Genomic DNA, 18,773 nt, shown 5'->3' with positions numbered 1-18,773 from the left:
GCGCCGCCGCGCGGCCGGCCGGGCGGCGATCCGCTCGGCGCGCTCGGCCCAGTACTCGCGGGCCCGGCGCACCAGTCGCGCGTCCCGCTCGGCCCCGGCCTCCGCGCGCAGCGCGCGGACCCGCTCGCTCATGAGCGACTGCATGATCTCGTGGTGGTACACGGCCCCTCCCGAATGGTGCGGGCCGATTCGGCACGGCCCGACATCCAAGAGACTCTCGCTAAGGCGCCCGTCCCCACATGGGCACGACGCCTTATATCGCCCGGTCAGTGGGCTTAGGCGTGCTTAGGGCGGACGGTCCGGCGCCGGTGGCATGATCGCGGCATGGGCGAACCGCTGGCGGGACTGGACGGCATCGACTGGGCGGGCCTCGACCACGCCTACGGCTCGGCGGAGGACGTGCCCGACCTGCTGCGCGCGCTTTCCTCGCCCGACGAGGACGAGCGGGAAGCGGCGCTCGGCGAGCTCTTCACCACCATCTTCCATCAGGGGAGCCGGTACGGCGCGTCCGCCGCAGCGGTCCCGTTCCTGCTCGGGCTGGCGTCCCACCCCGGCGCTCCGGAACGCACCTGGCCGCTCTACCTGACGGCCGCGCTGGCCATCGGGTACGACGAGGCGCACCTGCCGTCCGGCGTCGACATCACGACCTGGCGTGAGGAGGCCGCGCGGCTGCGGGAGACCGGCGACCGGGACCACCTCGACTTCGCGTGGGCGCTGCGCTCCGTCGAGGCGGAACTCGCCGCCTACGACGCCGTCCGCGCCGGTCTGCCCACCGTGCGGACCCTGCTCGGTGATGACGACGCCGGAGTGCGGGCCGCCGCCGCGTACACGGCCGGCTGGTTCCCCGAGGAGGCGGCGACCACCCTCCCCGCGCTGGAGGCGCTGCTCGAAGCCGAGCACGACCCCATCGTCGTCGCGCACGCGCTCGTCGCCGCCGGGCTGCTGGAGGGCCGGGCGCTGCTCCCCCGGTTCCGCGGGCACCTGGCCGCCGCCGAGCCACTGCCGCGCTGGGCCGCCGCGATCGCGCTCGCCCGGCTGGGGGCGGCCGACGCACCCGTCATCGCCGAGCTGGCGGCCTCCAGCGCGTCCCCGCCCGAGGGCGAGGCGGCTTTTCTGGAGGGCGACCTGCGCCTCTACTCGGCCCTGACGCTGGCCGCGCTGGACGAGGCGCCGCCCGATGCCGTCGACGCCGTCCTCGACGGCCTGTCCCGCACGTCCGACGAGGCGTCGTTCCCGATGGCCGGGGCGGCGCTCAGACTGACGTTCCGCGCCCCGGCCCTCCCCCTCCCCCGGTTCGCCGACCTCACCTCCGCGCAGCAGCGGACTGTCCGCACGATCGCCGAACTGCCGCCCGAGAGCTGGCGGTGGGGAAATCTGATGGAGATCCTCCGCGCTTGGGGCCTGCCCGCCGACCACGACGAGTGCCGCCGGTACGCCGGTCTCGCCTGAACCAGGCCTGACGTCGCACTAAGGTGATGCACCGTGCGTCTCGTTATCGCCCGCTGCAGCGTCGACTACGCCGGCAAGCTCACCGCCCACCTGCCGATGGCCCTCCGCCTGATCCTGATCAAGGCGGACGGGAGCGTGAGCGTGCACGCCGACGACCGCGCCTACAAGCCCCTCAACTGGATGAACCCGCCCTGCTCGCTGCGCGAGGAGGTCTATGAGGAGAACGGCGCCATCGCACGCTGGACGGTCACGCACGGCAAGTCGGGCGAGCGCCTGATCCTCACCATCGAGGAGCTCGTGCACGACACCAGCCACGAGCTCGGCATCGACCCCGGCCTCCAGAAGGACGGCGTGGAAGCGCACCTTCAGGAACTGCTCGCCGAGCACATCACCACCCTCGGCGACGGCTACACCCTGATCCGCCGCGAGTTCCCCACCGCCATCGGCCCGGTCGACATCCTCTGCCGCGACGCCACGAGCGCCACCGTCGCCATCGAGATCAAGCGCCGAGGCGAGATCGACGGCGTCGAGCAGCTCACCCGCTACCTGGAGCTGCTGAACCGCGACCCGCACCTGGCCCCCGTCCGCGGCGTCTTCGCGGCCCAGGAGATCAAGCCCCAGGCCCGCGTCCTCGCCACCGACCGCGGCATCACCTGCGTCACCCTCGACTACGACGCCCTGCGCGGCATCGAGCACGAGGGAACCCTCTTCTGACGCCCCTCCCGGGCCGCGGTCACGCGGCCCGGGGCGTCCGGTGACGGCGAAGGGTCACGCGACGGGGAGCCTGGCCGCCAGTTCGGGCTTGAAGAGGTCCTTCACCTTCCCGTACGGGATGGCGAAGTCGTAGCAACTCGTGCGGCCCAGATCGAAGGCCGAGGTGGCCGGGCCGTCGTCCAGCCCGGCGTAGATGAGGTCGAACCGCTTCACACCGAAGAACGGCTGCGCCCACGGCGGCGACCCGGGTTCCCGGGGACTCGGGAAGAACGAAGAGCGCTGGAAGGGGTTGAAGAAACCGCCCGAGCCGGAGTGGCCGCGCATCAACTGCTGCTTGTCGTCCCCCTCCGGCAGCCCGTCCCACAGCCGTTTCATCCCGGTCGCGCCGAACGAGGCGGGCTTGAAGACGTCGTCGGCCGTCAGCGCGCGACCGGTGCGCAGGTCGACGGTGACGACGAAGCCCGGGAAGTGTCCGGGCCCCTTGCCACATCTGCGCTGGAACTTCGGGACGTAGCGCACCGACACGAGGTCCGGGCCGGTCAGCCCCTTGACGACGGTCGTGCTCAGCAGGTTCGTCCGGCCGCCGCAGGCGGCGCGCGCGCCGGCCGTCCTGCCCCATTCCTTGTAGAACGTGATGGCCTGGTCGAGCGGGACGCGCAGCGCCCTGTTGGCCGCGGTCTGGACCGACGCGTTCTTCATCCCCGTGACCTGGGCATACTGGCCGCCCTTGACCTCCAGCACCCCGTCGGCGTACGTCCGGTTCAGGGCGGCGAGAGTGATCGCGGGTGCTTCCGCCGCCTCCGGGCGCGTGGTCTCGTAGGTGACCACACCGACGGTCCCCGCCGCGGTCGCCCCCGCGACGACCAGCGCGGCCTTGACCACGCTCGCCTTGGCGAGGAAGCCCGCCGCGGTGTTCCCGGCGCCCGCGGCGACGGTCCCGGCCGTTCCGGCGCCTCCCGCGCCCGCGGTCCCGGCGGCGGCTCCCGCGGCGGCGGTGCCCGCCGGCGCCGAGATCCCCGCGGCGGCGAGCGGGAACAGCACGGACAGCCCCGCCGCCGCCGCTGCGAGCGTGCGGATGCCGCGGCCCTCCCAGTCGTCCCCGTAGGCCGCGCGGGCGATGCTCTCAAGCTCGGCGACGAACTCCATGGCCCCGGCGTGCCGCTCCGCCGGGTTCTTCGCCAGGCCCCGGGCGACCAGCGGGCGCAGCGGGACGGGGAAGTCCTCCAGCGGAACGGGGGCGGTGAGGTGCTGCCCGCGCAGCCCGACGGCGCTGTCCGCGCCGAACGGGCGCCGGCCCATGACGCACTCGTAGAAGACGCAGGTCGCCGCGTACACGTCGGCGGACGGGCCGGCCTCGCCCGCCAGCCACTGCTCCGGCGCCATGTAGGACGGCGTGCCCGACCGCGACGCCGAACCGGCGGCCGACGCGATGCCGAAGTCGATGAGCTTGCTTCGCCCGTCCTCGGGGACCACCACGTTGGCGGGCTTGTAGTCCCGGTGGACGACGCCCACCGCGTGCGCCGCCGCCAGGCCGAGCAGCGACCCCTTCAGGACGGTCAGCGCCGCCTGCGGATCCAGTCGCCCGTGCTCGGCGAGGACCACCTTGAGCGAGACGCCGTCGACCGCCTCCATCACGAGGGCGGCGCCGTGCTCGCCCTCCACCAGCTGGTAGAGCCGGGCCACGTGCGGGCTCTCCACCCGGGCCAGCATCTCGGCCTCGCGCCGCAACGCCTCCGACGCGGCCGTGTCGGGCCCGGCGACGACGTACTTCACCGCGACCGGGAACCCGGTCTCCTCGTGCTGCGCCAGGACGACGCGTCCCTGCGCCCCCGCCCCGAGTTCGCGCACCTCGCGAAAACCGGAGATCTTCCACTCGCCCACGTGCTCTCCTCGCCGCCCCGGCCGTGTTGATCATGTGACGCGACCGTCCGCGAGGAGGTTCGGACGCGATCGTCTCCGCGAGGGCATCACATTTCCGGGCTCCGCTCCGTCATAGGGGAGAAGGCCGATGTTCCTCACTGATCGAAGGGGTGGGTGTCCATGACCGCGCAGCACGAGGTCGACGAAGGCAGGATCCGGCAGCAGATCGACAAGATCGTCGAAGGGATCCGCGCCAAGGACCTGAAGGCCCTGGAGCGGCTCTACGCCGAGGACGTCGTGTCCTTCGACGTCGAACCGCCGCTCCAGCACGTCGGGATCGCCGCGAAGATGAAGAACTGGACGAACGTGTTCACGTTCTTTGAGGAGGTGGATTACGAGGTCCGCGACCTGACGATCACCGTGGGCGGGGACGTGGCCTTCGGGCATTGCTTCGGCCGGCTCAGCGGCACGCTGAAGAACGGAACGGCGACGAGCGGCATGTGGGTCCGCGCCACCTTCTGCTTCCGGAAGGCCGGCGACGACTGGCTGATCGCGCACGACCAGGTCTCCGTCCCCCTCGACATGGCGAGCGGCAAGGGCGTGGTCGACCTCCACCCCTGACGAGACGCTGACCCGAACCTCCAGGGCCTGTGTCGCCCGTCGTGCCCCTGACTTGCCGTGGCGGATCAGGGGCACGGTTATGCAGAGTACGACCTCCGCTGACAAACGCGATCAGCCAGAAGCAACTTCTTGACGCAGTGCTCCAAGCTCGGACTGTCCTGGATGGTCGCCAAAGGCGGCCCCGCCGTACGGCGGACGCAATCCAGACAGGAGGAGGGCCGATGGAAGCGGCCTTTTTCGAGGAAATGACCATTCGCGATTTGCTGAGAGCAATGGCGACCGGTCTGCTGACCGCAGAAGAGCTCACCGCGCACTGCCTGAAGCGCATCGAGCGGCTGAACCCCGTACTGCACGCGGTCATCACCGTGAATCCGAACGCGTTGGCAGAGGCCCGTCAGATCGACCGGCTTCGAGCCTCAGGTATCCCACTCGGACCGCTCGCCGGGATTCCGTACCTGGCGAAGGACCTCATCGACACCAAAGGTACGCCCACGACGGCGGGTTCCGAGGCCATGCGGCACGCCATGCCGCACCGCGACGCGGAGGTGGTGGTCCGGCTGCGCCGAAGCAACGCGATCCTCCTCGGCAAGACGAACACGTCGGAGTGGGCCAATTACCGAAGCTCCACCGCCCTCATCGGTTGGAGTCCGATCGGCGGCCAGACCCGGAACCCCTGCGTTCTGGATCGGATCACGAACGGGTCTTCCTGCGGTTCCGCGGCAGCCGAGGCCGCAGGTTTTTCCCCGGTGTCGCTCGGCACCGAGACCTGCGGCTCCATCATCGCGCCCGCCGCGATGACCGGTGTTGTGGGCTTCAAACCGTCCCTGGGACGGGTCAGCGGGACCGGCATCGTGCCGGTCTCGCCGTACCAGGACACCGCCGGGCCGATCACCCGGAACGTGGCGGATGCCGCCGCGGTGTTCCAGGTGATCGCAACCCCTCGCTTCGCCATCCGCCTGGAAACGGACCTTCCACCCGGGACCAGGATCGGTGTGTGGCGCGGGATCAGGGGAGGCAGAAGCCACCCGGACGTGGATCGTGTTCTCGCCGAAGCCACGGCGAAGCTCCACGAGATGGGCGCGACCACCGTTGAGGTGGACCTGCCCGAACCTGACACGTCCGGTGTACTTCCCTACGAGTTCAAGGTGAGCCTCAATGCCTACCTGAACTCGCTCGGCGGCGAACACCCTCACGATCTCGACGAGTTGATCGCTTTCCGCGGTCATCCCGCCGAGCGGACGTCCGAGTTCGGGATCGCCAGACTCGAAGAAGCTCAAGATTCGGACATCGCCCGCTCACCGCGGCAGTACCAGGAGGAACGCACCCGGATCAGCAGAGAGACTCGCGGAACCATCGACCGCCTCTTCAGGGGACACCGCCTGCATGCGGTCATGGCTCCGTCCAACGACCCGGCTACGGGGCTCTCCGAGCGCCGCAAAACCTGGGTGTACTCCTACACCCCGGCGGCGGTCGCCGGGTATCCGAGCATCACGGTCCCGGCCGGGTATGCCGACACCTATCTGCCGCTGGGGGTCTCGTTCATCGGCCACAGGAACCGCGACGAAGAGCTCCTGAGCCTCGCCTACTCGTTCGAGCAGGCGACCCGAGCCCGCAAGCGGCCCCTGTTCCTGCCCACGCTCCCGGCCTGACGACCGGGCACGTGCGGTAGGTGACACCCGCCGGCCCCAGCCACCCGCTGGGGCCGGTGCTCTCTCACCGCCACCGCCGCCCGTCCAGCGGAACTCACGGCCTGGACGCTGGACAGCGAGCGGGCGTTGCCGGGACGATTCGTGGCCGTGAACCAGAGCGTGCGTCTACGACCTGCCGAACCGGATGACTACGACCGTATCGTCGGTGTGGTGGACGACTGGTGGGGACGGCCAATCAGGTCGATCCTGCCGCGCCTGTTCCTGGATCACTTCCACCGCACCAGCCTGGTGGCCGAAGACGGCGGCGGCCTGGCGGGGTTCCTCATCGGGTTCCTGTCGCCGTCGATGCCCGACACCGCCTACATCCACTTCGTCGGCGTCGCGCCCCGTCTTCGCGGCCACGGCCTGGCCCGTCGCCTCTACCACCGGTTCTTCGACCTGGCCGCGGCCGATCAGCGCACGGAGGTGAAGGCGATCACTTCTCCGCAGAACCGCGGCTCCATCGCCTTCCACACCGCGATGGGTTTCACGGTCACCGGCCCCGTCGCCGACTACGACGGCCCGGCGGTCGACCGCGTCGTCTTCCGGCTCCGACTCCCCGGGGTCTCCCCGGGCGTCTGACGGGGCGGGCATCATTGCGGGCATGACGTTTCAAGCCAGCGGCAGCTTCGACATCGAGGCGTGGGACGCCGACAAGCCCTATGACGAGCAGGGCGGCAACCGGATGACCCGGGTCCACGTGGGCAAGACCTTCCACGGCGACCTCGTGGGGACGAGTTCCACCGAGCTGATCACGGTGGAGTCGCCGGCGGGGCCCGTCGCCTATGTGGGGATCGAGCACGTCCAGGGGATCCTGCACGGCCGGGAGGGGACGTTCGTCCTCCAGCACAGCGCGGGCAGCGAGGACGGGACGGCCGACACCCAGTGGCTGCGGTGGCTGATCGTCCCCACCTCGGGGACGGGGGAGCTCGCCGGGATCCGCGGCGTCGGCCAGATCTCCGTCGCCGAGGACGGCGGGCACACCTGGGCGCTGGAGTACACGCTGGACTGAGCGCCGACCAGCGGCCGGTAATGTTCGGGTCATGCCCCCGGTCACCGGCGACGCCACGCGCGAGCGCATCATCGACGCGGCCGAAGCGTGCTTCGGCCGCTTCGGCGTGGCCAAGACCACGGTCGAGGACATCGCCGCCGCCGCGAAGCTGTCGCGGGCGACCGTGTACCGCAGCGTCACCGGCGGGCGGGACGAGCTGATCCTCGCGGTGGTGGTGCGCGACCTGCGGCGGTTCCTCGACCGGCTCGCCGAGCGGCTGCGCCGGGAGCGGTCGGTCTCCGAGGCGATCGTCGAGGGGACGCTGGACGCGGTGAACTACGTCCGCGAGGAGCCGGCGATCGCGCACTTCCTCGTCCCGGAGGCGGCGGGGCACATGCAGGCGGCGGTGGCGGGGGCGGCCGAGCACGTGCTCGCGCTGTGCTGCGAGTACGTGCGGCCCCATTTCGAGCAGGCGCAGCGGCAGCGGACGCTGCGCGCCGACATCGAGGTGGAGGGCACGGTCGAGTTCCTCTTCCGCATCATCACCTCGCTGATCGTGATGGACCGGGACCGGGACGCCGACGGGCTGCGCCGCTTCCTGCGCACCTACGTCGTGCCGGTCATCGCGGCGCCGGCATGAGGACCTGGGACGGGACGCCGCGGAGACGGCGCGGCGAGAGGGGCCGGAACCGATGAATGGCACTGCGAGCGAGAGGCGGGGAGGCGCGGCCGTCCGGCCGAGCCCGGTGTTCCTCGCGGTCGTGGCGGCGACGATCCTGTGCGGCCTGATCACCTGGCGGTACGAGGCGATCCTGGACAAGCCGGGCCGGATCGCGCTGTTCGGGTTCGTGCTCGCATCGTGGATCCTGTCGCTGTCCCTGCACGAGTTCGGGCACGCGTACACCGCCTTCCGGTCGGGCGACCGCAGCGTCGCGGCCAAGGGCTACCTCACGCTGAACCCGCTGAAGTACTCCGACGTCACGCTGAGCTTCCTCATCCCCGTCGTGTTCATCGTGCTCGGCGGCATCGGCCTGCCGGGCGGCGCCGTCTGGATCGACCGGCACGTGATCCAGGGCAGGCTGCGGCACAGCCTGATCTCGGCGGCGGGCCCGCTGTCGAACGCGCTGTTCGCCATCATGCTCGCGGTGATCTTCAAGAACTTCGCCGACGCCGACCACGCGCTGTTCTGGTCGGGCCTGGCGTTCCTGGCGTTCCTCCAGGTCACCGCCACGATCCTGAACCTGCTGCCGATCCCCGGGCTGGACGGCTTCGGGATCGTCGAGCCGTACCTGCCGCGCCGCTGGGTCGATCAGGCGAACGCCTACGGCGGCTACGCGTTCCTCGTCCTGATCGCGCTGCTGTGGCTGGGTCCGATCAACGAGGGTTTCTTCAACGTCATCTACTACCTCACCGACGCGATCGGCCTCGGCGAGTTCCCGTTCAAGGTCTTCGACGAGCGGATCAACCATCCGATCGAGCTCGGGCACTACCTGTTCCAGTGGTGGAAGGGCTAGCCCGTCAGGTGGCGGACGATGCGGCGCAGCTGCTCGGCGTAGTGGCGCTGGAACTCGGGTGACTCCGGGTCCATCCCGAAGACGTGGCGGACGGCGAGCGGCTTGGTGACCGGCGCCGACACCATCGCCATCACGGCGAACATGATCGCGGCGGGGTCCAGGTCGGCGGGCAGTTCCCCGGCGGTCTGGCGGCGTTCGATGTCGGACAGGTCCTCGCGGGGGCCGGACGGGATGTCCTTCAGATCCTCGGTGAGGCCGCGCCAGGCGTTCAGCCTCGTGCCGCGCGGGTCGTCGAGGACGTGCCGCAGGTACCGCACCACGATCTCGTCGAACGGGGCGTCCGGGTCGTTGAACTCGGCCTCCCGCTCCAGCCAGCGGCGGTGGAGCTCGCAGTACAGCCCCTCCTTGCCGCCGAAGTAGTAGTTGATCAGCTGCTTGTTGACGCCGGCGCGGTCGGCGATGTCCTGGACGCGGGCGCCCGCGTAGCCCTTGGCGGAGAACTCCTCCAGCGCGGCGTCCACCAGCAGGCGGCGCGAGCGCTCGGCGTCGAGCGTGCGCTCGTCCGGGGCCGGGGCGCGCCGCGCCTGCTTCGTCGCCGGCCGCTTCGTCGGTTCCGTCACGTTCCCCATGGTAGCCAAGCTTCTGAGGAGTTCAACCATCCGACTGTTTGACAACTTCATCCATCTGGTTGAAGCTGGCCGCATGATTCTCGTAACCGGAGCGACCGGCAACGTCGGACGCCATCTCGTCGGCGAACTGCTCACCGCGGGCGCCGCCGTCCGCGCGCTGTCCCGGGACCCCGCCACCGCGGACCTGCCCAGCGAGGCGCAGGTCGCCCGCACCGACGAGATGCCGCTGGACGGCGTCACGTCGCTCTTCCTCAACCCGGCCGTGTTCTGGAACGGCCTCGACGACCTGCTCACCCGCGCGGTCGACCACGGCGTCCGGCGCGCCGTCATGCTCTCGTCGGCCGCCGCGCTGGACGACGACCCGTCCAACCATCTGGCGGTGCACCACCTCGCGATCGAGCGGGCGATCGAGAAGACCGGGATGGAGTGGACGTTCCTGCGTCCCGGCGAGTTCTCCTCCAACGCGCTGGCGTGGCGGGAGGCGATCCGCGCGGGCGAGCCGGTCCGCGAGCCGTACGCGGCGGCGCGCAGCACGCCGATCCACGAGCGCGACATCGCGGCCGTCGCGGCGAAGGCCCTGCTCACCGACGCCCTGGTCGGCGCCAAGCCGGTGCTGAGCGGTCCCGAACTGATCTCGCATCCGGAGATGGTCGAACTGATCGGGGAGGCCGCCGGCCGCCCGGCGCGGTTCGAGGAGATCTCCCCCGAGCGGGCGCGGGAGGAGATGCTCGGCCGCCCCTACATGCGCGAGGGGCTGGTGGACATCCTGCTCCGCCTGCGCGCCCGCGCCGTCGACCGTCCGACGGAGCCGACCGGGGAGGTCGAGCGGATCACCGGCCGTCCCGGCCGGACGTTCAAGGAGTGGGCCGCCGACCACGCCCACGACTTCCGCTGACCGCGTCCCGCGGGGCCGCGAGCCTCAGTGCCCGCGGCCCCGCCCGCCCTCGGCGCCGCGCTCGCCGAGGGACTCGATCTCACGCGAAGCCCATTCGAACCAGTCGCGGCGCATCGCGGCGAACCGCTTGCCGTACTCGATGACCAGCCGCCCGTAGACGGACAGGTCGTCCTCACCCCAGTCGACGTTCTTCTCCAGGGCGGTCAGCTCGTCGAGGTACTCCCCGAGCCCCGCCGCGTGCCCGCGCATGTAGCGCCGGGCCTCCTCCGGCTCGACCATGCCGAGGAAGAAGACCCGCAGCAGCGACTCGTCCTTGCGGCTCCCCTTCGAGGGGACGTCCACCAGCCAGTGGCGCAGCTCCGCGCGCCCGGACTCGGTGATCCGGTACGCCCTGCGGCCGCGGGGCCCCTCCTCGGCGACCTCGATCAGCCCGGCGTCGGCGAGCTTGCCCAGCTCGCCGTAGAGCTGGCTCTGCCGGGCCGGCCACACGTTCCCCAGTGAGATCTCGAACATCTTCAGCAGGTCGTAGCCGCTGGCGCCGTCCATCTCGGCGATGAGCCCGAGCACCGCATGTCGCAAACTCATGCCCCGCACTCTAACCCTTCACAGTTGACATGTCGAAACTGGACTGTCTATCTTCGACATGTCAAAGTTGGAACGTGAAGCCAGGAGCCCCGGCCATGTCGAAGTACTACGCCCGAACCTTCCTCCCCTGGATCCTGCTCGCGGTCGTCAGCGGCTTCGACGACCGCGCGGGGGCCGCGGCCGGGCTCGTCGCCGCGCTGGCCCTGCTCGGCCAGGACCTGCGCCGGGGCCACCGCGCCGACTCGCTGATCCTGGAGATCTCGACCTCGGTGTTCATGGCCGCCCTCACCGCGCTCGCGTTCGCCGTCCCCGGCTCGCCGGCGCTGGACTACGGCGCGTCCCTCGCGATCGGGTGGCTGGCGCTCACCGCCTGGGCGACGCTCCTTCTCGGACGCCCCTTCACCGCGGGCGTCGCGCGCCGCCAGGTCACCGCGGGGACCGCCGCGACGGACGCGTTCCGGAGCGTCAACCGCGTGCTCACCTCCGTGTGGGCGGCGAGCTTCACCGCGCTGGCGGCCGCCCTCGGCTGCGTCCAGCACTGGACACCGGACGCCACGGCACTGCTGGTCGCCGTCAAGGTCACCGGTTTCACGGTCCCCGCCGTCTTCACCGCGCGGTACCCCGAGTTCGCGCGCAGGCGCCGCCACGACCGGCTCGGGCTACCGTTGGCGGAGGCGCCCGCCACGTCGCAGCCCGAGCCGTCCTCCCGCTGACCCCTCGCCGAGGAGCGGCCCGGAAAGGAGCACCGAGATGGGCGAGAACACCACCGAGCGCCCCGCCACCTGGCTGGACGGTCACCTGGCCCCCGTCCCCGACGAGACCGACGCCCGCGGCCTTGAGGTCACCGGCGCGCTGCCCCCCGAACTGACCGGCCGCTACCTGCGCAACGGGCCGAACCCCAAGCCGGGAGAGCCGAGCCGGCACTGGTTCACCGGCCACGGGATGATCCACGGCATCCGGCTGCGGGACGGCCGCGCCGAGTGGTACCGCAACCGGTGGGTGCGGACCGACGCCTACCTGAACGGGACGCCGTTCGTCCGCGACGACCTCACCTTCGACCGCCGCTCGGTGCAGGCCAACACCCACGTCGTCCCGTACGCGGGCAAGATCTGGGCGCTGGTGGAGGCCGGCTTCCCCTACGAGGTGACGCCCGAGCTGGAGACCGTCGGCGCCTGCGACTTCGGCGGGCGGCTCACCACCGCCATGACCGCGCACCCGAAGGAGGACCCGGTCACCGGCGACCTGCTGTTCTTCGGGTACGGGGCGTTCGAGCCCCACCTCACCTACCACCGGCTGACTCCGGACGGGACGCTGGCCGAGAGCCGCGAGGTCGAGGTGGCGGGCCCGACGATGATGCACGACTTCGCGATCACCGAGAACCACGTCGTCTGGCTCGACCTGCCGGTGGTGTTCGACGTCGACCTGGCGATGTCCGGGTCGACCGGCATGCCGTACGTCTGGGACGACGCCTACGGCGCCCGGCTCGGCGTGATGCGCCGGGACGGCACGGCCGGGGTCACCTGGTATGACATCGACCCCTGCTACGTCTTCCACGTCGGCAACGCCCACGAGGACGCCGCCGGACGGATCGTGGTGGACGGGGCGCGCTACCGGCCCGAGAACTTCGTCACCCTCTGGGAGGACATCGGCGGAACCGTCGACCCCGCCACCGGCGCGGCGCGCTCGCAGAACGCGCACCTGCACCGCTGGGTCCTCGACCCCGCGACCCGCCGCGCGACCGAGGAGCCGCTCGACGACCGGGGCGTCGAGTTCCCCACGCACGACGACGCCCGCACCGGCAGGGAGCACCGCTACCTCTACACGGTGGGCGGCGAGTCGATCGTGAAGTACGACCTGCGCGGGCGGGGGACGTCCGCGCACGAGCTCGGCGACGACGCGCACGTCGGCGAGGCGGTCTTCGTCCCGGCGGCGGGCGCCCGCGCGGAGGACGAGGGCTGGCTGCTGTCGATCGTCACCCGCGCCCAGGCGTCCGAGCTGCTGGTGCTGGACGCGGCGGACCTCTCGCCCGCCGCGAGCGTCCGGCTGCCGCGCCGCGTCCCGGCCGGATTCCACGGAAGCTGGATCCCCGACGCCCGACCCGGCACATAGGGTGGTTTACTAGCCGGTACTGCTGTGCAAGCAGTCACTTACCAGGCCCCTCCCGGGAGGTTCCCCATGTCCGTGGCCACGGAGAACGCCGAGACCTTCGCGTCGCTGAACCCGGCCACCGGCGAGGTCGTCGCCGAGCACCCCGTCCAGGACGGCGCCGCCGTGGCCGCGGCGGTCGAGCGCGCCCGCGAGGCGGCCGGCTGGTGGCGCGCCCTCGGCTGGAAGGAGCGCCGGCTCCGGCTGCTGAACGTCAAGGGCTCGCTCACCCGCAACCTGAACCGGATGGCCGAGCTCATCCACCAGGAGACCGGCAAGCCGGTCCAGGACGCCCAGCTTGAGACGATCATGGCGATCACCCACCTGGACTGGGCGGCGCGCAACGCGCAGAAGATCCTCGGGCCGCGCAACGTCTACCCCGGGCTCATGGCGATCAACCAGCGCTGCGTGCTGGAGTACCAGTCGCTCGGCGTCGTCGGGGTCATCGGGCCGTGGAACTACCCGATCTTCACCCCGATGGGCTCGATCGCCTACGCGCTCGCCGCCGGCAACGCCGTGGTGTTCAAGCCGTCCGAGTACACCCCGGGCGTCGGCGTGCTCCTCGCCGAGCTGTTCGCCGCGGTGATCCCCGAGCATCCCGTCCTGCAGACGGTCACCGGGCTCGGCGAGACGGGGGCGGCGCTCGCCTCGTCCCCGCACGTCGACAAGATCGCCTTCACCGGCTCGGCCCGCACCGCCAAGCGCGTCATGGCGGCCTGCGCCGAGAACCTGACCCCGATCGTCGCCGAGTGCGGCGGCAAGGACGCCTGCATCGTCGACACCGGCGCCGACCTCGACGCCGCCGCCGACGCCGCGCTGTGGGGCGCCATGTCGAACGCGGGCCAGACCTGCATCGGCGTCGAGCGGATCTACGTCGTGGACGAGGCCTACGACCGGTTCCTCGGCAAGCTGACCGAGAAGGCCCGCGACCTGCGTCCCGGCTTCGACCGCGAGGCCGCCTACGGCCCCATCACGATGCCGGCCCAGCTCGACGTCATCGAGCGCCACATCAAGGACGCGCTGGACAAGGGCGGAAAGGCGGTCGTCGGCGGCGCCGAGTCCGTCCGCAAGCCCTACGTCGAGCCGGTCGTGCTGACGAACGTCCCGGACGACTCCTCGGCCGTGTGCGAGGAGACGTTCGGACCCACGATCACCGTCCACCGCGTGAAGGACATGGACGAGGCGGTCGAGAAGGCGAACAGGACCAGCTACGGCCTCGCCGGGACGATCTTCTCCGGCGACAAGTCCCGCGCGATGGACGCCGCCCGCCGGATGCGGTCGGGCATGACGTCCATCAACGCGTTCGCCGCCTTCGCCCAGGTCGCGGCCCTGCCGTTCGGCGGCGTCGGCGAGTCCGGCTTCGGCCGCATCCACGGCGCCGACGGCCTGCGCGAGTTCGCCCGCCCGAAGGCCATCACCCGCCAGCGGTTCGCGACCATGAACCTCACCACGTTCGCCCGCACCGAGAAGGAGATGGCGCGCGTCCTCGGCATGATCAACATGATCCACGGCCGCCGCTACAAGCGCTGACCCGGCAACGCCCCCGCCGGTCCCCGGCGGGGGCGCCGCCTAGACTCGAAACCATGAACGCCCCCGCGCGGAGCCGTCTCGAGGTGGCCCTGGGCACCCCGCCCCCGCCCCCGCCCGGCTTCCGGCCGTTCACCGACGCCGACGTCCCGGCCCTGGCCGCCCTGATGTGGGACGCCTACCGCGGCACTCCCGACGAGGCCGACGTGGGGGACGTCCAGGGCGCCGTCCGCGAGATCCACCTCACCATGGCCGGCGAGTACGGCACGTTCCTTCCCGAGGCGTCCTTCGTGGCCGACCACGAGGGCCGCCCGGTGGGAGGGGCGCTCGTCACCCTTTACAGAGCCGTCCCCCTGCTCGCGTTCCTCTTCACCGCCCCCGCCCACGCGGGCCGTGGCCTGGGCCAGGGGCTCGTCCAGGCCGTCATGCACGCCCTGGCCGGGCAAGGCCACGACACCCTCACCCTGGCCGTGACCCGCCGCAACCGCCGCGCCCGCCGCCTCTACGACCGCCTGGGCTTCATCGAGACCGCCTAGCCGCGGCGCGGCCGGCGGAAGGGCCCTGCGCGGGCGCGGATCAGTCGGCCACGAGGCGGGAGCCCCAGCCGCCGGGGGCGTACTCGCGCTGGCGGCGGACGACGTAGCGGCCCGGCGCGCAGCCGGACGCGCCGTGCTCGGGATGCAGCAGGTAGACGGTAGCGGACGCCTCGAAGACGCCGATGGCCAGGCCGCCGGGCTCCGACACGCCCCTCGTCCAGCGGCAGGTGCCGGGGTCGGCGACCAGCGTGTGCGGGTTTCCGCCCGCCACGCCCCGCAGCAGTTCGACGCCCTCGGGCGGCACGTCCGTCCATACGGCGCTCGACGGGACGGCCGTCGACGAGGCTTCGGACCGGGGGACGACGATCAGATCGCCCTGCGCCTGGATCCCGTCGACGACGGGGATGCTCACCGACCGGTCGAGGTGGTCGAGGACGGCGAGTCCGGTCTGTTCGGACAGGGAGTCGAGAGTCACGTTCCCGGAGTTCACGGTCAAAGAGATCACCTTTCAGGTTCGGCGGACGAGTCGTGCGTACTGGTCGGCGGACAGCCCGTAGGTCCATCCGGCGGCGGCGAGCGGGTCGTCGAAGACGCCCGGAACGGCCAGCCCGTACCGGCGGCGGCTCCCGTCGCGCTCGACGGAGCCGTTGACGGCGAGCAGCACCCTGGCCTTCTCGCTCGGATCGTCGACCCCGAGCTCGTAGAGCCGCAGCTCCGAGCCGGGGTTCCCGGGATCCGGCGCGGCCGCCACGAGCCGCAGCCCCGCCCGGTCGATGTACTCGCCCCAGCCGATGTTCTCGACCGCGCACCGGCGGACCTCGATGTTGGCCTCCCGCGCGATCCGCTCGACGCTCGGATCCTCCGCCACCCAGGCCGGCACCCTCGTGCCGTGCCAGGCGTGCACGTCCCAGCCGTCGGCGTACCGGAGCGCGGGTCCGTCCGAGCGGTGCAGGCGCACCTCGCCCTCGTCGCCCCAGACCTCCGTATGGATCTCGACGGGCCGCTCGGACACGACGCAGACGTCCTCGCGCGGCCACCACCAGCCGCACGACCGGGCCGGCGTCGCCCACAGGTCGATCAGCCGATTCTGCTCGGGAGTGAAGACCACACCGGACGTCCGGCGGACCGCGTCATAGTTCGCGCCCCAGGAGGCGCACAGGGCCCCGTGCCAGGCGGCGCCCCTCTCGGCCCTCTCGTGCGCGGACCGGAGCGCCATGCGGACCGTGCTCCTGGCCGAGCTGACGATCGGCATCCTCACCAGCTGCGACAGCATCGGGCCCAGCGACCGGGAATTCCGCAGGACCCGAGCCTCCAGCTGCACGGACAACCCGCCGATCAGGCTGCGGAAGCGTGCTGGAAGAGGCCATTCGGAAAGCCGGTCCGCGCTCTCGGGGGCCCGCGGCCGGATGCCGGGCGGGACGGTCTCCAGGGCCGCCAGCGGCGACGGGACCCAATGGAAACGAGGCGGATCGAGACCGATCAGCCGGTACAGCTCGGATATGGCCGCCTCGGCGGCCGGACGGTCGGCGGGCGCGGTGGAGAGCAGATGCCCGAGCCACTCCGCGCGGACGGCGGCAGCTTCCCGCTGCGCGTCGACGCTCACCGGATGAGGGCGGAGACGCCCCTTTCATTGATCATGCGCAGGATGGTGACACATCGCGCCCCGCCTGTCCACACCCGGGCCCGGCGGACGCGTCTGAGCGTCCTAGCCGGTCCTGCCGGCGGGACGGCCGGGTCTAAGGCGTCCTAGGCATGCCTAGATAAGGCTTCGTCCCGATGCTCAGGGTGGGGCCTTAGGACGAACCTTGTACATGTCGGGCCAAGAGGGCCCGGCGGAAACGAGGAGAAGCTGATGTTCAGCCAGGAGTTCATGAAGGTCGTCATCGAGGACCGCGTACGGGTGCTGCGGGCGGAGGGGAAGAACAGCCGTCGCGCTCGCATCGCGAAGGCGCTCAAGCGGTGAGCCCCGCAGCCTGTACCCCAGCGGCCACGCCCCCGTCGTCTCCGACGGGGGCGTTCCTCATTTCGGGGCGCCCGCGGGCGCGAGGGGGGCGCGGCCCCGGATCAGGTCGGCGGCGCGTTCGGCGATCGCGATGGTCGGGGCGTTGGTGTTGCCCCGCGGGACGGCCGGCATGACCGAGGCGTCGACCACGCGCAGGCCCTCGACGCCCCGGACGCGCAGTTCGGTGTCGCAGACGGAGTCGTCCGCGCCCATCGCGCAGGTGCTGGTGGGGTGGAACAGCGTCGCGGCCTCGCGGCGGACGAAGTCGGCGATGGCCTCATCGGAGTCGACCTGCTCGCCGGGGGCCCACTCGCCGCCGATCAGGGACGCCAGCGGCCCGGTGGAGGCGATCTCGCGGGCCTGCCGGACGCCGGCGACCAGGATGTCCAGGTCGGCCTTGTCGGCGAGGTAGGCGGGATCGATCAGGGGCTTGGCGTGGGGGCTGGCGGAGCGGAGGGTCAGCGCGCCGCGGCTCGCGATCGCCACCGCGGTGACCATGACCGACAGCAGGCGCTCGGACGATTCGGTGAGGCCCTGGTTGACGAACGGGGTCGGCAGGACGTGGTACTGCAGGTCGGGGGCGGGCAGGCCCTCCACCGTGCGGGCGAACCCCCCGGCCTCGGCGACGTTCGAGGCGTAGGGGCCGCGCGCCAGGGCCTGGTAGAGGGCGAAGGAGCGGGCGTTCGCCAGTTCCCAGAGGGGCTTGGTGCGGGGCGTGGCGAACATGACGTTCACGAACGGATGGTCCTGGAGGCGCCGTCCCACCGGGGAGTCGACCAGGACGTCGATGCCCAGGGAGCGCAGGTGGTCGGCAGGGCCGACGCCGGAGAGCATGAGGAGCTGCGGGCTGTTCACCGCGCCGCCCGACAGGATCACCTCGGCCTCCGCGCGGGCCGACATCGTCTCGCCGCGCGCCTCGTACCGGACGCCGACGGCGCGGCTGTCCTCGATCACCACGCGGGTGGCGAGGGCGTCGGTGACGACCGTCAGGTTCGGGCGGTGCTCGATCGGGTGCAGGTAGCCGGCGGCGGTCGACCAGCGGCGGCCGCGCTTGTGGGTGACCTGGTAGAAGCCGACGCCGTCCTGGTCGGCGCCGTTGAAGTCGTGGTTGGCGGCGAGGCCGTACGCCTTGGCCGACTGCACCCACGCGCGGGTCAGGGGGTGCCGGTAGCGCAGGTCCTCGACGCGCAGCGGGCCGCCGACGCCGTGGTAGGGCAGCTCGCCGCGCTGCTGGTCCTCGGCGCGGACGAAGTAGGGCAGGAGGTCCTCGTAGCCCCAGCCCTCGCAGCCGTAGGAGTCGCGCCAGGTGTCGTAGTCGTGCCGGGCGCCGCGAATGTAGATCATCGCGTTGGTGGACGAGCTGCCGCCGAGCGTGCGCCCGCGCGGCCAGTACACGCTGCGCCCGGCCGCGTGCTCCTGCGGGACGGTCGCGTAGTCCCAGTCGTACGGGCCCTTGATCAGCGCGGCCACCGCGGCCGGGATGTGGATCTCGGGGGCGTCGTCGGGCGGGCCCGCCTCCAGCAGCAGGACCTTCACGGAGGGGTCCTCGGTCAGTCGGGCGGCCAGGACGCAGCCCGCGCTGCCCGCTCCCACGATGATGTAGTCGTACACGGCGGC

At 71.7% G+C, this 18,773-nt stretch carries 19 protein-coding genes; 13 read left to right on the top strand and 6 right to left on the bottom strand.

The window, feature by feature from the left end; translation table 11 throughout:
* The first annotated feature begins 324 nt into the window (after positions 1–324).
* Positions 325–1,449: a HEAT repeat domain-containing protein gene (locus AB0K37_RS15990; protein WP_363980856.1), complete on the top strand. Its 1,125-nt coding sequence runs from the start codon at positions 325–327 to the stop codon at positions 1,447–1,449.
* A 33-nt stretch (positions 1,450–1,482) separates the two neighbouring features.
* Positions 1,483–2,163: an endonuclease NucS gene (gene nucS, locus AB0K37_RS15985; RefSeq protein ID WP_345184112.1), complete on the top strand. Its 681-nt coding sequence runs from the start codon at positions 1,483–1,485 to the stop codon at positions 2,161–2,163.
* 54 nt (positions 2,164–2,217) lie between these two features.
* Here nucS and AB0K37_RS15980 read toward each other — a convergent pair whose 3' ends face one another.
* Entirely contained in the window at positions 2,218–4,044 is a 1,827-nt protein-coding gene (locus AB0K37_RS15980) for a serine/threonine-protein kinase (protein WP_363980853.1), read from the bottom strand.
* A gap of 159 nt (positions 4,045–4,203) precedes the next feature.
* Between AB0K37_RS15980 and AB0K37_RS15975 the strand changes: the two genes are divergently transcribed.
* The 6 genes from AB0K37_RS15975 (at position 4,204) to AB0K37_RS15950 (ending at position 8,837) form a co-directional block, all read left to right on the top strand.
* Positions 4,204–4,644: a nuclear transport factor 2 family protein gene (locus AB0K37_RS15975; protein WP_363980850.1), complete on the top strand. Its 441-nt coding sequence runs from the start codon at positions 4,204–4,206 to the stop codon at positions 4,642–4,644.
* A gap of 221 nt (positions 4,645–4,865) precedes the next feature.
* Positions 4,866–6,293: an amidase family protein gene (locus tag AB0K37_RS15970; protein WP_363980847.1), complete on the top strand. Its 1,428-nt coding sequence runs from the start codon at positions 4,866–4,868 to the stop codon at positions 6,291–6,293.
* 207 nt (positions 6,294–6,500) lie between these two features.
* Complete coding sequence (locus AB0K37_RS15965) at positions 6,501–6,914, top strand: GNAT family N-acetyltransferase (protein ID WP_363980862.1); 414 nt, start codon at positions 6,501–6,503, stop codon at positions 6,912–6,914.
* A 22-nt stretch (positions 6,915–6,936) separates the two neighbouring features.
* A complete protein-coding gene (locus AB0K37_RS15960; RefSeq protein WP_363980844.1) occupies positions 6,937–7,344 on the top strand; it encodes a DUF3224 domain-containing protein in 408 nt (135 codons plus the stop codon).
* Positions 7,345–7,375: 31 nt separating this feature from the next.
* The gene (locus AB0K37_RS15955; RefSeq protein WP_363980842.1) at positions 7,376–7,963 is read left to right on the top strand and encodes a TetR/AcrR family transcriptional regulator; all 588 of its coding nucleotides are present in this window, start codon (positions 7,376–7,378) and stop codon (positions 7,961–7,963) included.
* A gap of 52 nt (positions 7,964–8,015) precedes the next feature.
* Entirely contained in the window at positions 8,016–8,837 is an 822-nt protein-coding gene (locus tag AB0K37_RS15950; protein WP_363980839.1) for a site-2 protease family protein, read from the top strand.
* On the opposite strand, the gene AB0K37_RS15945 is transcribed toward AB0K37_RS15950, so the two are convergent.
* A complete protein-coding gene (locus AB0K37_RS15945) occupies positions 8,834–9,457 on the bottom strand; it encodes a TetR family transcriptional regulator (protein WP_363980836.1) in 624 nt (207 codons plus the stop codon). The genes AB0K37_RS15950 and AB0K37_RS15945 overlap by 4 nt on opposite strands.
* A gap of 82 nt (positions 9,458–9,539) precedes the next feature.
* On the opposite strand from AB0K37_RS15945, the gene AB0K37_RS15940 reads away from it, so the two are divergent.
* Positions 9,540–10,361, top strand: a complete 822-nt coding sequence (locus tag AB0K37_RS15940; protein ID WP_363980833.1) for an NAD(P)H-binding protein — start codon at positions 9,540–9,542, stop codon at positions 10,359–10,361.
* Between the two features lie 24 nt (positions 10,362–10,385).
* On the opposite strand, the gene AB0K37_RS15935 is transcribed toward AB0K37_RS15940, so the two are convergent.
* Positions 10,386–10,946, bottom strand: coding sequence for a PadR family transcriptional regulator (locus AB0K37_RS15935; RefSeq protein WP_363980830.1), 561 nt, complete (start codon positions 10,944–10,946; stop codon positions 10,386–10,388).
* 95 nt (positions 10,947–11,041) lie between these two features.
* On the opposite strand from AB0K37_RS15935, the gene AB0K37_RS15930 reads away from it, so the two are divergent.
* The 4 genes from AB0K37_RS15930 to AB0K37_RS15915 all read left to right on the top strand — a co-directional run bounded on the left by AB0K37_RS15930 (position 11,042) and on the right by AB0K37_RS15915 (position 15,154).
* Positions 11,042–11,659: a hypothetical protein gene (locus AB0K37_RS15930; protein ID WP_363980827.1), complete on the top strand. Its 618-nt coding sequence runs from the start codon at positions 11,042–11,044 to the stop codon at positions 11,657–11,659.
* Between the two features lie 37 nt (positions 11,660–11,696).
* Positions 11,697–13,055 (top strand): carotenoid oxygenase family protein, encoded by a 1,359-nt coding sequence (locus AB0K37_RS15925; RefSeq protein WP_363980824.1) that lies wholly within the window; start codon positions 11,697–11,699, stop codon positions 13,053–13,055.
* Between the two features lie 66 nt (positions 13,056–13,121).
* Positions 13,122–14,621 (top strand): aldehyde dehydrogenase family protein, encoded by a 1,500-nt coding sequence (locus AB0K37_RS15920; protein WP_363980821.1) that lies wholly within the window; start codon positions 13,122–13,124, stop codon positions 14,619–14,621.
* 53 nt (positions 14,622–14,674) lie between these two features.
* Complete coding sequence (locus AB0K37_RS15915; protein ID WP_363980818.1) at positions 14,675–15,154, top strand: GNAT family N-acetyltransferase; 480 nt, start codon at positions 14,675–14,677, stop codon at positions 15,152–15,154.
* A 40-nt stretch (positions 15,155–15,194) separates the two neighbouring features.
* On the opposite strand, the gene AB0K37_RS15910 is transcribed toward AB0K37_RS15915, so the two are convergent.
* From AB0K37_RS15910 to AB0K37_RS15900, 3 genes are all read right to left on the bottom strand, one after another.
* Entirely contained in the window at positions 15,195–15,629 is a 435-nt protein-coding gene (locus AB0K37_RS15910; protein WP_363980815.1) for a hypothetical protein, read from the bottom strand.
* 33 nt (positions 15,630–15,662) lie between these two features.
* Positions 15,663–16,757: a DUF6745 domain-containing protein gene (locus AB0K37_RS15905; RefSeq protein WP_363980812.1), complete on the bottom strand. Its 1,095-nt coding sequence runs from the start codon at positions 16,755–16,757 to the stop codon at positions 15,663–15,665.
* Positions 16,758–17,174: 417 nt separating this feature from the next.
* Complete coding sequence (locus AB0K37_RS15900) at positions 17,175–18,767, bottom strand: GMC family oxidoreductase N-terminal domain-containing protein (RefSeq protein WP_363980809.1); 1,593 nt, start codon at positions 18,765–18,767, stop codon at positions 17,175–17,177.
* Positions 18,768–18,773: the final 6 nt, after the last annotated feature.

This window comes from Actinomadura sp. NPDC049753 (assembly GCF_040674655.1).
Classification (GTDB): domain Bacteria; phylum Actinomycetota; class Actinomycetes; order Streptosporangiales; family Streptosporangiaceae; genus Spirillospora; species Spirillospora verrucosospora.
The sequence above is the reverse complement of the archived record's forward strand: the minus strand, read 5'-3'. Positions and strand labels throughout refer to the sequence as shown.

Coding starts and splice junctions, on each gene's coding strand:
- AB0K37_RS15990 (WP_363980856.1), top strand. CDS start 325: ATGGGCGAACCGCTGGCGGGACTGGACGGCATCGACTGGGCGGGCCTC.
- AB0K37_RS15975 (WP_363980850.1), top strand. CDS start 4,204: ATGACCGCGCAGCACGAGGTCGACGAAGGCAGGATCCGGCAGCAGATC.
- AB0K37_RS15970 (WP_363980847.1), top strand. CDS start 4,866: ATGGAAGCGGCCTTTTTCGAGGAAATGACCATTCGCGATTTGCTGAGA.
- AB0K37_RS15960 (WP_363980844.1), top strand. CDS start 6,937: ATGACGTTTCAAGCCAGCGGCAGCTTCGACATCGAGGCGTGGGACGCC.
- AB0K37_RS15955 (WP_363980842.1), top strand. CDS start 7,376: ATGCCCCCGGTCACCGGCGACGCCACGCGCGAGCGCATCATCGACGCG.
- AB0K37_RS15950 (WP_363980839.1), top strand. CDS start 8,016: ATGAATGGCACTGCGAGCGAGAGGCGGGGAGGCGCGGCCGTCCGGCCG.
- AB0K37_RS15940 (WP_363980833.1), top strand. CDS start 9,540: ATGATTCTCGTAACCGGAGCGACCGGCAACGTCGGACGCCATCTCGTC.
- AB0K37_RS15935 (WP_363980830.1), bottom strand. CDS start 10,946: ATGAGTTTGCGACATGCGGTGCTCGGGCTCATCGCCGAGATGGACGGC.
- AB0K37_RS15930 (WP_363980827.1), top strand. CDS start 11,042: ATGTCGAAGTACTACGCCCGAACCTTCCTCCCCTGGATCCTGCTCGCG.
- AB0K37_RS15925 (WP_363980824.1), top strand. CDS start 11,697: ATGGGCGAGAACACCACCGAGCGCCCCGCCACCTGGCTGGACGGTCAC.
- AB0K37_RS15920 (WP_363980821.1), top strand. CDS start 13,122: ATGTCCGTGGCCACGGAGAACGCCGAGACCTTCGCGTCGCTGAACCCG.
- AB0K37_RS15915 (WP_363980818.1), top strand. CDS start 14,675: ATGAACGCCCCCGCGCGGAGCCGTCTCGAGGTGGCCCTGGGCACCCCG.